Here is a 13,885-nt window from a genome sequence, read left to right as displayed (position 1 = left end):
TTTCGCTCTGTCGTGATCTGTGAGATGGCTGTGGTGTCTGTTTCGCGGCGTGAAGACTCGTTCATGGCCGCCCCCCGTTGATAAGTCGGTCGGAACCCAGTGTTGCCCCATGGACGTCAATCCGCAGGGATTTCGCGGCACCGCTTTCTTACAGATTGATGACGCATCCCGAGCGCCGACGGTTCATCCCAACTCCACGGTCACTTCGGATGGTTCGCCGTGGTCGGATAGGGCTAGTCCGGTCGAGCCGGGACCTTGCGAGGCTCATTCGAGCGCATTCTCGCTCGTACGAGTTATTTACGGTTCGTCCGTGCGTGTTTTGTTGTTCTCCGATACGAGCCTAATCCCGCCGCCGAACAGTCGCGTACCCCGCTGCCCGGAAGTGGGCGGCGGGGTACGGAGGCGCTCGCGCCGTGCGCTGTCAGGCGGGTGAGCCGAGTAGCGGGGGCAGCGGAGGCAGGGGAGCCGGGGTTGCCCGGTGGGTGAGTACCGGGAGCAGTTCGGCGACCCGGTGCGGCCGGTGGGACGCGATGCCGGGCGGGGCGGGGGCCAGCGGGATGAGGATGTCCGTGGCGTCGGGGTGACCGACGGCGCCGTCCGCGGTGCAGTCGCCGTGCAGCCAGAGGGTGAGCATGTAGAGGCCGGGGAACGACAGCAGGCGTGGCTGGAAGGGTTGCTGGATCGTCTCGGCCTGGCGCAGCGCACGCTCCGTGGAGGCGATGTAAGGGCCCTCGAAGAAGTGCGAGAAGGCCCAGCCGTCGGGGGTCAGCCGGGTCTCGGCGGCGGCCACCGCGCGTTCCCCGCAGTGGATCAGGAAGCGCCACCCGGCCAGCCGGGTCGCGGCCACGCCCGCCGGGGTGATCTCGTCCACGACATGGACGGGCAGCGGGAGTTCAGGGGTGGCGGGTCCCTGGGCAGCGCGCAGGGAGGGGGTTCGGGCCTCGCGGACCGCGGTGGGTGAACCGAGTGCGGTGAGGACGGAGCGAAGTGCGGGCGCGGGAGCCGGGGGAACATGCAGCGGCATGGTGGGTCGCCTCTCATTCGACAGGCACGGTGGCGCGAGGGCCGGGCGGGGCGGGGCGGTGCGGGGGCGGACGGCGCTGTCTGCTCACGGAGGTCAGAGAGGCGGGGGCCGGGGTCAGGGATCTCGAGGGGGGTGAGAGAGGCCTGCCGTACGTCACCTGACGGCAGGTCCGTGGGACCTCGGGCGCCAACCCTCTGCCTTGATTGCGGAGTTTATACGACGAGTGTTCAGACGGTGTTTCGTCTAACCGCTTTTGGTGCACCCGGCAAGGGTTCATTCGGCCGCGGATATGCGGGAATCATCCCGATTTCCGGCCGGTCATGCGTCGATGACCTCGAAAAATGCCACGGGTGCGGTCGGCCAATTCTCGTCGGCGTTTTTCACGAGTTCGCCGACCGTCCGAAACTGCACCGTGCCGCATGCCTGGTGAATGTGCCACCGGTCACCGGCGACAGCTTAGCGGGCGCCGCACCCGCGCGGGACGTTATCGATCGCTTCGGCTGGGCATCATCCCACCTGACCCGGGAGACCGGCGGCCGGATCCGGGGCCCACGCGGCGGGCAACAGGGCCCGCCCAACCGAGGAGGGAAGCTTCGATGGGGGAGAAGGTCGTGGCAGGTCGGTTCGATCTGTCCGATCGCCAGCGCTACCGCGAGAAGCTGCGGCAGTGCCTGACGGGCCTGGAGCGGCTGCTGGAGGAGAAGCGGTTCGACCGCCCCAAGAACCTCATGGGGCTGGAGATCGAATTGAACCTCACCGGCGCCGATGGTATGCCGAAAATGCTGAATGCGCAGGTGCTGGAGCGGATCGCGAGCCGCGATTTCCAAACAGAACTCGCCATGTTCAATCTGGAAGTCAACATTGCCCCACACCGGTTGCAGGGGCGGGTATTCGATGGACTGGCCGAGGAACTCCGTACGTCGCTGGCATATGCCGACCGGAAAGCGGGTGAGGTCGACGCGGGAATCGTGATGATCGGCATTCTCCCGACCCTGGACCGGGACGACCTGGTCTCCTCGAACCTCTCCGCCGTCGACCGCTACACCCTCCTCAACGACCAGATCGTGGCCGCCCGCGGCGAGGACTTCACGCTCGACATCGACGGCGTGGAGCGCCTGACGTGCACCTCGAAGTCGATCGCCCCCGAAGCCGCCTGTACCTCCGTACAGCTGCACCTCCAGGTCACCCCGGGCCGCTTCGCCGACGTCTGGAACGCCGCCCAGGCGGTCGCCGCCGCCCAGGTCGCCGTGGGCGCCAACTCGCCCTTCCTCTTCGGGCGCGAGCTGTGGCGCGAGTCCCGCCCCCCGCTGTTCCAGCAGTCCACCGACACCCGCCCGCCCGAGCTCCAGGCCCAGGGCGTACGGCCGCGCACCTGGTTCGGGGAGCGGTGGATCACCTCGGCGCACGACCTCTTCGAGGAGAACCTGCGCTTCTTCCCGGCCCTGCTGCCGATCTGCGACGACGAGGACCCGCTCGACGTCCTCGACGCCGGCGGCACACCGACGCTCGCCGAACTCGTCCTGCACAACGGCACCGTGTACCGCTGGAACCGCCCGGTCTACGGCATCGTCGACGGTGTCCCGCACCTGCGTGTGGAGAACCGTGTGCTGCCCGCCGGGCCCACCATCACCGACGTCATCGCCAACGCGGCCTTCTACTACGGCGTCGTCCGCGCCCTCGCGGAGGAATCACGGCCCGTGTGGACCCGGCTGCCCTTCGAGGCGGCGGCCGCCAACTTCGACGAGGCCTGCAAGCACGGCATCGACGCCCGGCTGCGCTGGCCGCGGCGCGGGCGGTACGGCGGGACGACCGAGGTCGACGCGGTGAGCCTCGTACGCGACGAACTGCTGCCGCTGGCCGAGGTCGGCCTGGACGCGTGGGGAGTCGAGCCGGCCGACCGGGATCTCTACCTCGGCGTCATCGAGGAGCGATGTCGACGGCGCATGAACGGCGCATCCTGGCAGGCGGCCACCTTCCACCGGGCACTGGAGTCCGGGATGGCCCGGGACGCGGCACTGGCGGCGACGACGCGGCGGTACCGGGAGCTGATGCACCGCGGGGACCCGGTGCACACGTGGCCGGTAGGGCTGCTGGAGCCGGTGCCGTTGGGGTGACGGACGGGTGGACCGGCGAGAGAGGGGGGTCCCGTCAGCCCCGCTCACCCCGGTCACACCGTGTGCACTCGCCCCTTAGGGCGGCGAGCCGCTCCGTCGGTTCGAGGGCGTGAACGTCGCCCCGGCCGCGTCCAGAGAGCCTGCGGCACGACGCCTGCCCGCGTCGACGGGGGGCGGCGACGCCCGCCCCATACTGATCGGGCAAGCTGTGACGTCCCACGACGGTGGTGCCCCTCCCTGTTGCCCCTGCTGAACCTCGTGCCGGGATCCGGCCGTACGGCAGGCGACGGGATGAGGCGGGATTACTCAAGGAGGCAGGTGTGCAGGGCGAGGCAGGCCCCGTGGCCGATTCTTTTCCGCACGAGCGGCCCTCGCGGCGGATCTTCCGTGATGAGACGCTGCTTGTTCTGGCACTCTCGCTCGGTGCGAGCGGTGTGTCCGCCCTGATCAGTTTTGTCGGATCGGTCACCAAGCCCGGCGGGCTCAAGGACCAGGCGGCCACCCTCAACGCCTCGGCCGCGCCGGGTCGTCCCTGGCTGGATCTCGCCTGGCAGCTCTTCGGGATCACCACCGCGCTGGTGCCCGTCGCGCTCGTCGCGCACTTCCTGCTGCGCGAGGGGGAGAGCCTGCGCACCCTCGGCTTCGACCGCACCCGGCCCTGGCCGGACCTCGGCCGTGGCGCGGCGATCGCGGCAGTGATCGGCAGCACCGGAATCGCCTTCTACCTGCTGGCCCGGGGCCTCGGCTTCAACCTCACGGTGGTCCCCGAGGCGCTGCCCGACGTGTGGTGGAAGTACCCGGTGCTGATCCTGTCGGCGATGCAGAACGCGATCCTGGAAGAGGTCATCGTCGTCGGCTATCTGCTGCGCAGGCTCGGCCAGTTGGGCTGGACGCCGGGCACCGCGCTGGTGGCCAGTTCCGTACTGCGCGGCTCGTACCACCTCTACCAGGGCATCGGCGGCTTCCTCGGCAACATGGCGATGGGCGTGGTGTTCGTCTACCTGTACCGGCGTTGGGGCCGGGTGGGTCCGCTGGTGGTGGCGCACTCCCTGCTCGACATCGGGGCGTTCGTGGGGTACGCGCTGCTGGCCGGGAAGGTGGGCTGGCTGCCGACGGCGTGAGCCCGATCGCCGGAGGGTGTGCAAGGGGGCGTACGACGGTCCCGTACGCCCCCTTTGGCATGCCTGGCCGGCCCGCCTAGGCGATCAGCTCCCCCTCGATGACGGTCACCGCGCGCCCGCTCAGCAGGGTGCGGTCGCCGCGGAGTTCCGTGCGGACCCGGCCGGAGCGACGGGAGGCCTGCAGGCCGGTGAGTTCGGCCCGGCCGAGGCGCTCGGACCAGAAGGGGGCGAGGGCGGTGTGGGCGCTGCCGGTGACCGGGTCCTCGTCGATGCCGACGTTCGGGAAGAAGCAGCGGGAGACGAAGTCGTATCCGCGGGCGGGGTCCTCGGCGCCGGCGGTGGCGATGATGCCGCGCCGCGAGTAGGCGCCGAGGGCCTTGAGGTCCGGGGCGAGGGCGTGCACCGTCTTCTCGTCGGCCAGTTCGAGGAGCAGGTCGCCGACGTTCGGGCCGGTGTCGAAGGCGGTGAGCGACTCGGCGCCCAGCGCCCGCGCGACCCCGTCCGGGACCTCGACCGGCGTGAGCGGGGCGGTCGGGAAGTCGAGTGTGACGGAGCCGTCCTCGCGGGGCGTGGCGACGAGGACACCGCTGCGGGTGGCGAACCGCACGGGGCCCTCGTGCGCGCCGGTGCTGTGCAGCACATGGGCCGTGGCGAGCGTGGCGTGCCCGCACATCGCCACCTCGGCGAGGGGAGTGAACCACCGCAGCGCCCAGTCGGCCTCCCCGCCCTCGGGCAGCCGGTGCGCGAACGCCGTCTCGGCGTGGTTGACCTCCATGGCCACGTTCTGGAGCCAGTCGTCCTCCGGGAAGCCGTCCAGGAGCAGGACCCCGGCCGGGTTGCCGGCGAAGGGCCGGTCGGTGAACGCATCGACGATTCGAATCCGCATGGCGTCGACGCTAGGGGGTGCGTGGAGCGGGCGGCCAAGGCCAATTCAGGGGTGCTGGACCGATTTCGGGGCAGGGAGGGCGGCGGCCGCACCCTACTGGGTTCGAGGTACACCCAAACCCCGCAGGACGGCACAGTCCCTTCATGCCGTGAGTGACGCGGCGTACGCCATCGGGGAGCACGGCGCCGACGTGTGTGGGCCGGTAGGAGTCCTGGGGTCAGGGCCGGCCGTCCGTCACCCACACGCTTCGCAGGGCTTCTTGCGACCGACGGCTTCGACGGCGTCCGTGGCCATCACCCACGTGAGGTCGGAGGCGGGCAGGCCGTGCACGGCAAGGAAGTCGGCGGCGGCGTCACGGATTCATCGACTCCAGAATGCGGTCGAGCGTCCGGCGCCCCATGCCGCTCATCGTCGGATTGCTCTCGACGTAGTACCAGACGACACCCATCGCCTGTTCGAACGCCCATGCCATGCCGCGCTCCCACTCCAGATCGTCACAGCCCAGTGCCCGCCGGAGCACTTCCCGCGGGCCCGGCTGCAACAGATGCCAGGCGCTGACCAGATCCAGCGCGGGGTCGGCCGGGCCGAAGCCGCCGGTGTCGAGTACGCCGCTGAGCCGGTCTCCCGCGACCAGTACATTGCCGGGAATCAGGTCACCATGGCTCATCACGTCGGGAGCCGTGCGTGGCAACTCCCGAAGGTGGCTCCACACCTGGCGCAGCCGGGGCACGTCGAGCAGCCCTTCACTCTCCTCGAAGCACTTCGCCATCCAATCGTCGTGGTGAGTGAGAACGCCGCCACGGTTATCGCCGCTGAACAGCCGTCCCCGCGTCTCGGTGTCCCGGAGGGCTGCGATGAAGGCCGCGAGGTCCTCGGCGAAAGCGTCCGACCCGCTCGGGTCGGCATCGAAGGCGACCGTTCCCGGCAGCCATGTCTGGACCGACCACGGCATGGGGTAGCCCGCTCCAGGCTTTCCCAAGGCGACGGGTTCCGGGGCGGGGAACCGAGACACCTGTGCCAGCTCCGCGCTCGCCCGGGCTTCCTGTTCCAGAACCGTCAGCGCCTCGGCGGCATCGACCGGACGCAGTGGGAAACGCGCCGAGAGGTCGTTCCCGATGCGGAAGATGGCGTTGACCGTCCCGGTCGACGGCAGGAGTCGGATCGCCTTGCCGCTCCACTGGGGGAACTGTTCCTGGATCAAGGCCGCAACGATTTCGGTGGTCACGTCCACTTGGTCAGCGTGCATGGTCATCTCTCGCAGGCTCTTCCACTGGTCCGGTTCGAAACGCCGGAAGCGGACCGGATCAACTGAAGCGACAGCCAGTATTCATGCGCCAGGGGCCAGATCAACTGAGATTTTCGGTGCCCCAGAGGCACGCACTCCTCCGCGCACCCTTGCCATGCGAACTATTCCGATATATCGTTGAGGCATCGCGACAGATCAACGATGGAATGGAGTGATTGCGATGCGTTCCCATGGATTCGAGCGTGGACACGGTGGACCTGGTGGACACGGCCACCGCGGCCGAGGTGGCTTCGAGGGGCTTCGCGGCGCTTTCGGGCCCTTCGGTCCGGGCGGTGGCGGCCCCGGCTTCGGTGGGCCCGGATTCGGGCCCGGCCCCTGGGGGCCAAGGGGGCGGGGCGGACCCCGAGGGAGGGCGCGGCGCGGTGACGTGCGCGCGTCGATCCTCGCCCTGCTGAAGGACCGCCCCATGCACGGCTACGAGATGATCCAGGAGATCGCCGAGCGCAGCGGCGGGGCGTGGAAGCCCAGCCCCGGCTCGGTGTACCCCACCCTCCAACTGCTGGAGGACGAGGGCCTGATCGCCAGCGAGAGCGAGGGTGGCAAGAAGCTCTTCTCGCTCACCGAGGCGGGCCGCGAGGCGGCCGAGGCGGGTCCCGAGGCGCCCTGGGAGGAAGCCTCCCGCGGCGTCGACTGGGAGGCCCTCGGTGAGATCCGCCAGGCCGGCTTCGGCCTGATGGAAGCCTTCGGTCAGGTCTGGAAGACGGGCAGCAAGGAGCAGCGCGAGAAGGCGCTGACCGTCATCAATGACGCCCGCAAGAAGCTGTACCTGATCCTCGCCGACGAGGACTGAGCGGCACCGGCGGCCTCCCCGCCCTAAGTGAAGGCGCCCCGTGGACCACTCCGCGGGGCGCCTTCGTCCGTGCCGCGCGGCCGGTCAGGTCACCAGCCCGGCCAGCTTGCGCAGCGACTCGTTCAACGCCGCCGTGGCCGAGTCCTTGAGCTTGCCCGCCATCAGTGACACCGCCGCCCCGGTGAACTCCCCGTCGATGCGCACGGTCGTGGCGGCGCCGTCGCCCTCGGGGGTGAGCGTGTAGCGCGTGGCCACGGTCACGGCCATCGGTCCCTTGCCGCGTATCGCGAGCACCCGCGCCGGCTCCAGTTCCTCGATGGTCCACTCGACCTCGGCCGGGAACCCCATCAGCTTCATGTTCTCCTGGAAGGTCCCGCCCACTTCGAGGGCCGTGGGGCCGCCGCCGGGGAAGCTGGTGTGGGTCGCGTTCCACTGCCCGTACGCCGACCAGTCCGTCAGCTGTGCCCAGACCTTCTCGGCCGGTGCCTCGATACGTGCCTCCGCGCTGACTTCGGCCATGCGACCACCCCTTCGTCTCGGGCTACGGTGTCGCGGAACGTAGCCGTGGGGCCTGGAACATTCAATACTGATGAGCCGTCAGGAAATGTGGAGACGTGCCTGCCCGCGCCGACGTGCGTCTCTCTCCCCCCCCGCGCCGACGTGGGCCCGCCCCGCGCAGATGTCGCCTGCCCCACGACTCAGCCCACCCGCCGTATCACCGCCGCGTCGAACACGTCCCACGCTCGCGGCAGCGCGCTCTCGTCGTGGCAGTGCCACGCCTCCCAGAACAGGTCGGCGAGCAGGGCGTCCTCCGGGGCGTACACCCGGTAGACGTACTGTCTGCCGTCCACGGCCGGTAACGCCACCAGCCAGCACCTGCTCTCCATCTCCTTGTGGGACGTGCGGCGCAGCGCCATGGTTGCGCGCGAGGCGCACTGCAAGGCGGCGCGCGCCCCTTGGGGTCGTTCGGCGTGATCTCATCCGTAAGGAGGAGATTCCGGCCGGCGGAGTCCACTCTGTGTGGGACGCGAAGATGCTTCCCCTCGGGGATGACCCGGCTCGCTGGGGCTGATGGGGTAAGGGATTGTGCAACCCCGTATTCCCCGGCAGTCGGCCCAGGAACAGGACTGTCGGCGCCCGGACACCCCGACGGACGATGCCAGGCTCAGTGACGAGCTGGCAGCGGTGGTCTGCGGTGCCCGCCGCCGGGCGGTCAGGGACGGGGACCGGCAGATCGACTCGGCCCATCTGCTGCACTCGCTCCTGGAGCACGATCCGGACGTGTACGACGTCTTCGGCGACGGCCCCCAGATCGCCCGCCTGCTCGGCTATCTCGTGCAGCGCACCATCGGCTACGGCCTGCGCTGGCAGGGCAGCGTCGAGGACTCCGGCGCCGTGCCCGTCATGGCGGACGGCGAGGGCTTGTCCCCGCTGGCCGCGAGCGCCATGGAACATGCCCGTCGACGCGCCGCCGGGCGCGGCGACACCCAGGCCCGCTGCATCGACCTGCTCGCGGCGATCCTGCTGGACCCGCAGGCGCGCGCCGTCGAGGTGCTCGACCGCGCCGGCATCGACGCGAACACGGTCCGGGCCCGGATCGACGGGCGGCGTGACGAGTACGTCGGCGGCGACACCGCCCGCTAGGCGCGCACGAACCCCCGCGCAAGCGGCTCCAGCAACCTCTCACCTCCTTCATGCGGTCCTCGCCGGGGCACCCGTCCACCCGTTGAGACAGGTGCCATAGGGGGTGACGCTCCTGTCATCGCCTGTCATCATGTGCCGGTGCGTACGTATGAGAGCAGTCGGGCCGGCCGCGGCAAGGGCGTCGGGCTGGGTCTGGCGATGGGTTCCGCGGTCGCCTTCGGAGGATCCGGTGTCGCGGCCAAGCCGCTGATCGAGGCGGGGCTCGACCCGCTGCACGTGGTGTGGCTGCGCGTGGCCGGCGCCGCCCTCGTGATGCTGCCGCTCGCGGTGCGCCACCGTGCCCTGCTGCGCAGCCGTCCCGCGCTGCTCGCCGGGTTCGGGCTGCTCGGTGTGGCCGGTGTGCAGGCGTTCTACTTCGCCTCGATATCCCGGATCCCGGTCGGCGTCGCGCTGCTCGTCGAGTACCTGGCGCCGGCCCTCGTCCTCGTCTGGGTGCGGTTCGTGCAGCGCCGGCCGGTGACGCGTGCCGCCGCCGTCGGTGTGGTCCTCGCGGTCGGCGGCCTCGCCTGTGTCGTCGAGGTCTGGTCGGGTCTGAGCTTCGACGCCCTCGGCCTGCTCCTCGCGCTCGGCGCCGCCTGCTGCCAGGTCGGCTACTTCGTCCTGTCCGACCAGGGCAGCGACTCCGGAGAGGCGGCCCCGGACCCGCTCGGCGTCATCGCCTACGGCCTGCTCGTCGGCGCCGCCGTCCTGACCGTCGTGGCCCGCCCCTGGAACATGGACTGGTCGGTCCTCGCGGACACCGCCGACATGAACGGCACCCCGGTCGCGGCCGCCGTGCTGCTGGCCTGGATCGTGCTCGTCGCGACGGTGATCGCGTACGTCACCGGCGTGGTCTCGGTACGACGGCTGTCGCCGCAGGTCGCGGGAGTCGTGGCCTGCCTCGAGGCGGTCATCGCGACCGTCCTCGCCTGGTTCCTGCTCGGCGAGCACCTCTCGGCGCCGCAGATCGCCGGCGGGGCGGTCGTCCTCGTCGGGGCGTTCATCGCGCAGTCCTCCGCGCCCGCCAAGAGCCCGGCCGAACCGGTGGCGAGCGGTGGTCCCGAGCGCGAGTTGTCCGCCCGCGGAAACGTCGCCTAGGCTGCACGATCATGCCTTCGACACTCGTTCTTCCGCCTCCGGCCGCCTGAGGCGGGCCCTCCGGAACATCGACCCGGCATCCCGCCGGGCGGAACGGTGCTGCCCGCAGACGAAGTCCGCGGACCCCGCTGAGCGGGGCTCCTCCCAGAACTTCTGCATGTCTGCGGAGAACAACTCGTGTCGAACACTTCTGTCTCCGGCCTGCCCATCGGGCGAGGCCTCATCTACCTGATCATCGCCGGTGCCGCCTGGGGCACCGCGGGCGCGGCCGCCTCGCTGGTCTACCGGACCAGTGACATGGGGCCGATCGCCCTCTCCTTCTGGCGCTGCGCCGTCGGATTCGTGCTGCTGCTCGCCGTCCGGCTCCTGCGGCCGCGCACGCGAACCGTCCCATCCGAGCCCCTGGGCCGCAAGGCGCTGCGGGCAGCGGCCACGGGGCTCGGGCTCGCGGTGTTCCAGACGGCCTACTTCGCGGCCGTGGACGCCACCGGACTCGCCGTCGGCACCGTCGTCACCCTCGGCGCCGGCCCTGTGTTCATCGCGCTCGGCGCCCGGTTGACCCTGGGGGAGCGGCTCGGCCGCGGGGGTGTCGCAGCCGTGGCCGGCGCGCTCACCGGGCTCGCGGTGCTGGCGCTCGGCGGCGAGGGCGCGACCGTACGACCGTGGGGCGTGCTGCTCGCGCTGGTGTCGGCGGCCGCGTACTCCCTGATGACCCTGCTGACCCGCAAGTGGGGCCGTGACGGTGGGGCCGACGCAGCCGACACATCCCTCTGGTCCTTCGCGGTGACCAGCCTGTGCCTGCTGCCGTTCGCCCTCGCCGAGGGCCTGCTGCCGCACACGGTCGACCCCCTCCGGCTCGGCTGGCTGGTGGCGTACATCGCGGCCGTGCCCACGGCCCTCGCGTACGCCCTCTACTTCGCGGGCGCGGCCGCCGTACGGTCCGCCACCGTGTCCGTGATCATGCTGCTGGAGCCGGTCGGCGCGGCGGTGCTCGCCGTCGCCCTGCTCGGCGAACACCTGACGGCGCCGACCCTCGCCGGCACCTTGCTGATGCTCGGGTCGGTCGCCGGTCTCGCGGTGGCGGAGACACGCGGCGCGAGGCGCGAGCCGCTGCCGGCGTGACGTGGAGGGGCCCGCACCGCAACGGTGACGGGCCCCTCGCTCAGCCCCTGCGCCGGCGGAGCAGGTGGTCGCGGGCCGCCGCGTCCCGCGGGCCGTTCCGCCGCGCCAGACTGGCCGCGACCCTGTCCTTGACCTGTTCGGTCCGGTGATTGGCGTACTTGAACTTGGCCCGTACGCCCGTCACTTCGAGCCGCACCCCACGGAGACCGGACAGCAGGCGGCCGTACGGGACCTCGCCCACCGCGACCGGTGCCGAGCCGCCCTCCGGCTGGAAGTGGCCGACCTGGCGGCCCAGCAGCTCGGCCTTCTCGGCCGGGTCGTCCACGACATGGGCCCGGCACCGGAGTTGGACCGCGGCGTAGAAGCTGGTCGGAGTGCCGTGCTCGGGCGGTTCCTCCGGTGCCGCCTGCCAGGGGCCCGGTACGTACACGTAGTCGTCGACCACGCTCAGGACGACCTCGGGGTGGGCCAGCAGGGCCGGCCACATCGGGTTGGGGCGGGCCAGGTGCGTGACCACCTCGCCGCGCTCGGCGTCGTACACGAAGTGCAGCGGCTGGACATGGGGCGGCTCCCCGTCCAGGCCGTTGACGACGAGCTGCCCGAAGTCGTGCACGGCCAGCCACCGCTGCCACTCGGTGTCGTCGTGGGGCGCGTCCCAGGGGTGGATCAGCATCACAGGGCTCCGAGGTAGCCGGGGAGCTGGGTGCCGGGGGCCAGGTCCGGGTCGCCGACCGGCGCCTCGTAGCCCTTGCGCAGCGGGACGACGCCGGCCCAGTGGGGGAGGGCGAGGTCCTCGGGCTCGTCGTTCACGCCGCCGGTGCGCAGCTTGGCGGAGACCTCGTTCAGGTCGAGGCGGATCACCGCGGTGGCGGCCAGTTCCTTCTTGTTGGCGGGGCGGGAGTCCGCCGCCCGGCCCGGCACCACATGGTCGACCAGCGCGTCGAGGGCGACCCGCTTCTCCTCGGGGTCCGTCACGTCGTACGCGAGGCCGTGCACCACCACCGACCGGTAGTTGATCGAGTGGTGGAAGGCCGAGCGGGCCAGGATCAGCGCGTCGACGTGCGTGACGGTCAGGCACACCGGCAGCCCGGGGTCGGCCTGGCCGGTCATCCGCAGCGGGCGCGAGCCCGTCGAGCCGTGGACGTAGAGCGTCTGGCCGACCCGGCCGAACAGGGTGGGCAGCACGACCGGAGCGCCGTCGCGGACGAAGCCGAGATGGCAGACGTAGGCCTCGTCGAGTATCGAGTGCACCAGTTCCTTGTCGTAGGACGCCCGGTCCGGTGAGCGGGTGGGGACGGTGCGGTCGGTCGGCGTGTAGGCGGCGGTCGGCGACGTCGGCTGCTGGGTCCCCTGCATTGCCTTCTCCATTGCACTAGTGCATAATCATGTTTGTGCTAGGAGGATATCGGATCGAAGGGCGACGCGCAGCGGAGATTGCGGCGAGCGTCGAGCGCGCGGTGGGTGCCGGAGAGCTGGAACCCGGTCAACTTCTCCCACCCATGCGGGAGTTGGCGGTCGAGCTGGGGGTGAATCCCAATACCGTCGCCGCCGCGTACCGCACCTTGCGCGAGCGCGGGGTGATCGAGACCGCGGGGCGCCGGGGCAGCCGGGTGCGGCCGAGGCCGGCCACGACCGGGCGTGAGCACGCCCGGGTGGTCGTGCCCGAGGGTGTACGCGACGTGGCGAACGGCAATCCCGACCCGGCGCTGCTGCCCTCGCTGGCGAAGGCCTTCGCGGCCGCCGCCGAACAGGGCGACCGGGAACCGGTGCTGTACGGAGCCGACCCCGTGGAGCCGGAGCTGGGCCGGATGGCACGGGCCGAGCTGGACGCCGCCGGGGTGCCGGAAGGTCCCCTGGCCGTCGTCTCCGGTTCGCTCGACGCCATCGAGCGCGTGCTCGCGGCCCACCTCAAGCCGGGAGACACCGTCGCCGTGGAGGACCCCGGCTGGGGCAGTCTCCTCGATCTGATCCCCGCGCTCGGGCTGCGCACCGCCCCGGTCGCCGTCGACGACGAAGGGCCGTTGGTGGACGACGTCCGGCGAGCCCTGGCAGCCGGGGCTCGCGCCCTGATCGTCACCTGCCGCGCCCAGAACCCCACCGGCGCCGCGGTGAGCGCCACGCGCGCGCGTGGCCTGCGTTCCGTACTCCGCGAGCACCCGGAGATCCTGCTGGTCGAGGACGACCACGGCCACGGCATCGTCGACCTCCCCCTGCACCCCCTGTCCGGCACCACCCACACCTGGGCCTTCGTCCGCTCGGTCGCCAAGGCCTACGGCCCCGACCTGCGGCTCGCCGTCCTCACCGGGGATCCGGTCACGCTCGACCGGGTACGCGGCCGGCAGCGGCTCGGGCCGGGCTGGGTGAGCCGCCTCCAGCAGCGGGCCGTGGCGCGGCTGTGGGCCGACGGCGCCCTGGACCCGACGGCCGTGGCGAGGGCGTACGGCAGCCGCCGTGACCTGCTCCTTGCGGCCCTGGCCGAACGCGGCGTCGAGGCCCACGGCCGCAGCGGCCTGAACGTCTGGATCCCGGTGCCGGACGAGACGACCACGGTCGCCCGCCTCCTGCACGCCGGCTGGGCGGTGGCTCCAGGGGCCCGCTTCCGGGCGAGCGCACCGCCGGGCATCAGGGTCACGGTCTCGACGCTGACGCCGACAGAGGCCGCCCCCTTGGCGGACGCGGTGGCGTCGGCGGTGGCCCCGGCACCGGCGAGGCGATACGTGTAGTGCCGGGAGGACAGCCAA

At 71.3% G+C, this 13,885-nt stretch carries 14 protein-coding genes; 7 read left to right on the top strand and 7 right to left on the bottom strand.

Features of this window, described 5'->3' with window-relative positions:
* Positions 1–421 precede the first annotated feature (421 nt).
* Complete coding sequence (locus tag EJ357_RS07470; RefSeq protein ID WP_126389888.1) at positions 422–1,024, bottom strand: hypothetical protein; 603 nt, start codon at positions 1,022–1,024, stop codon at positions 422–424.
* Between the two features lie 596 nt (positions 1,025–1,620).
* Here EJ357_RS07470 and EJ357_RS07465 point away from each other — a divergent pair.
* Together EJ357_RS07465 and EJ357_RS07455 are read left to right on the top strand one after the other, a co-directional pair.
* On the top strand, positions 1,621–3,138 hold the full coding sequence (locus tag EJ357_RS07465) for a glutamate-cysteine ligase family protein (protein WP_126389886.1): 1,518 nt from the start codon (positions 1,621–1,623) through the stop codon (positions 3,136–3,138).
* Positions 3,139–3,458: 320 nt separating this feature from the next.
* Entirely contained in the window at positions 3,459–4,259 is an 801-nt protein-coding gene (locus EJ357_RS07455) for a CPBP family intramembrane glutamic endopeptidase (protein ID WP_126389882.1), read from the top strand.
* Between the two features lie 76 nt (positions 4,260–4,335).
* On the opposite strand, the gene EJ357_RS07450 is transcribed toward EJ357_RS07455, so the two are convergent.
* Both EJ357_RS07450 and EJ357_RS07445 read right to left on the bottom strand, forming a co-directional pair.
* Positions 4,336–5,145 (bottom strand): PhzF family phenazine biosynthesis protein, encoded by an 810-nt coding sequence (locus EJ357_RS07450; protein ID WP_126389880.1) that lies wholly within the window; start codon positions 5,143–5,145, stop codon positions 4,336–4,338.
* Positions 5,146–5,497: 352 nt separating this feature from the next.
* Complete coding sequence (locus EJ357_RS07445) at positions 5,498–6,397, bottom strand: aminoglycoside phosphotransferase family protein (protein ID WP_126389878.1); 900 nt, start codon at positions 6,395–6,397, stop codon at positions 5,498–5,500.
* Positions 6,398–6,611: 214 nt separating this feature from the next.
* On the opposite strand from EJ357_RS07445, the gene EJ357_RS07440 reads away from it, so the two are divergent.
* The gene (locus EJ357_RS07440) at positions 6,612–7,241 is read left to right on the top strand and encodes a PadR family transcriptional regulator (RefSeq protein ID WP_126389876.1); all 630 of its coding nucleotides are present in this window, start codon (positions 6,612–6,614) and stop codon (positions 7,239–7,241) included.
* 84 nt (positions 7,242–7,325) lie between these two features.
* Here EJ357_RS07440 and EJ357_RS07435 read toward each other — a convergent pair whose 3' ends face one another.
* Both EJ357_RS07435 and EJ357_RS07430 read right to left on the bottom strand, forming a co-directional pair.
* A complete protein-coding gene (locus tag EJ357_RS07435) occupies positions 7,326–7,760 on the bottom strand; it encodes a type II toxin-antitoxin system Rv0910 family toxin (protein ID WP_126389874.1) in 435 nt (144 codons plus the stop codon).
* A gap of 179 nt (positions 7,761–7,939) precedes the next feature.
* Positions 7,940–8,128, bottom strand: coding sequence for a hypothetical protein (locus EJ357_RS07430; RefSeq protein WP_175647215.1), 189 nt, complete (start codon positions 8,126–8,128; stop codon positions 7,940–7,942).
* A 199-nt stretch (positions 8,129–8,327) separates the two neighbouring features.
* On the opposite strand from EJ357_RS07430, the gene EJ357_RS07425 reads away from it, so the two are divergent.
* From EJ357_RS07425 to EJ357_RS07415, 3 genes are all read left to right on the top strand, one after another.
* Positions 8,328–8,885: a Clp protease N-terminal domain-containing protein gene (locus EJ357_RS07425; protein ID WP_126389872.1), complete on the top strand. Its 558-nt coding sequence runs from the start codon at positions 8,328–8,330 to the stop codon at positions 8,883–8,885.
* 132 nt (positions 8,886–9,017) lie between these two features.
* Positions 9,018–10,022 (top strand): EamA family transporter, encoded by a 1,005-nt coding sequence (locus tag EJ357_RS07420; protein WP_126389869.1) that lies wholly within the window; start codon positions 9,018–9,020, stop codon positions 10,020–10,022.
* A gap of 177 nt (positions 10,023–10,199) precedes the next feature.
* On the top strand, positions 10,200–11,144 hold the full coding sequence (locus EJ357_RS07415) for a DMT family transporter (RefSeq protein WP_126389867.1): 945 nt from the start codon (positions 10,200–10,202) through the stop codon (positions 11,142–11,144).
* A gap of 40 nt (positions 11,145–11,184) precedes the next feature.
* Here the strand turns inward: EJ357_RS07415 and EJ357_RS07410 are convergent, their stop codons facing one another.
* Positions 11,185–11,817 (bottom strand): FMN-binding negative transcriptional regulator, encoded by a 633-nt coding sequence (locus EJ357_RS07410; protein WP_126389864.1) that lies wholly within the window; start codon positions 11,815–11,817, stop codon positions 11,185–11,187.
* A complete protein-coding gene (locus EJ357_RS07405) occupies positions 11,817–12,500 on the bottom strand; it encodes a pyridoxamine 5'-phosphate oxidase family protein (RefSeq protein WP_126389863.1) in 684 nt (227 codons plus the stop codon). The genes EJ357_RS07410 and EJ357_RS07405 overlap by 1 nt, the downstream gene beginning before the upstream one ends.
* 35 nt (positions 12,501–12,535) lie before the next feature.
* Between EJ357_RS07405 and EJ357_RS07400 the strand changes: the two genes are divergently transcribed.
* Positions 12,536–13,867, top strand: coding sequence for an aminotransferase class I/II-fold pyridoxal phosphate-dependent enzyme (locus EJ357_RS07400; protein ID WP_126389861.1), 1,332 nt, complete (start codon positions 12,536–12,538; stop codon positions 13,865–13,867).
* The last annotated feature ends 18 nt before the right edge of the window (positions 13,868–13,885 follow it).

This window comes from Streptomyces cyaneochromogenes (genome assembly GCF_003963535.1).
GTDB lineage: Bacteria > Actinomycetota > Actinomycetes > Streptomycetales > Streptomycetaceae > Streptomyces > Streptomyces shaanxiensis.
This window is presented reverse-complemented; position numbering and strand designations above follow the sequence as displayed.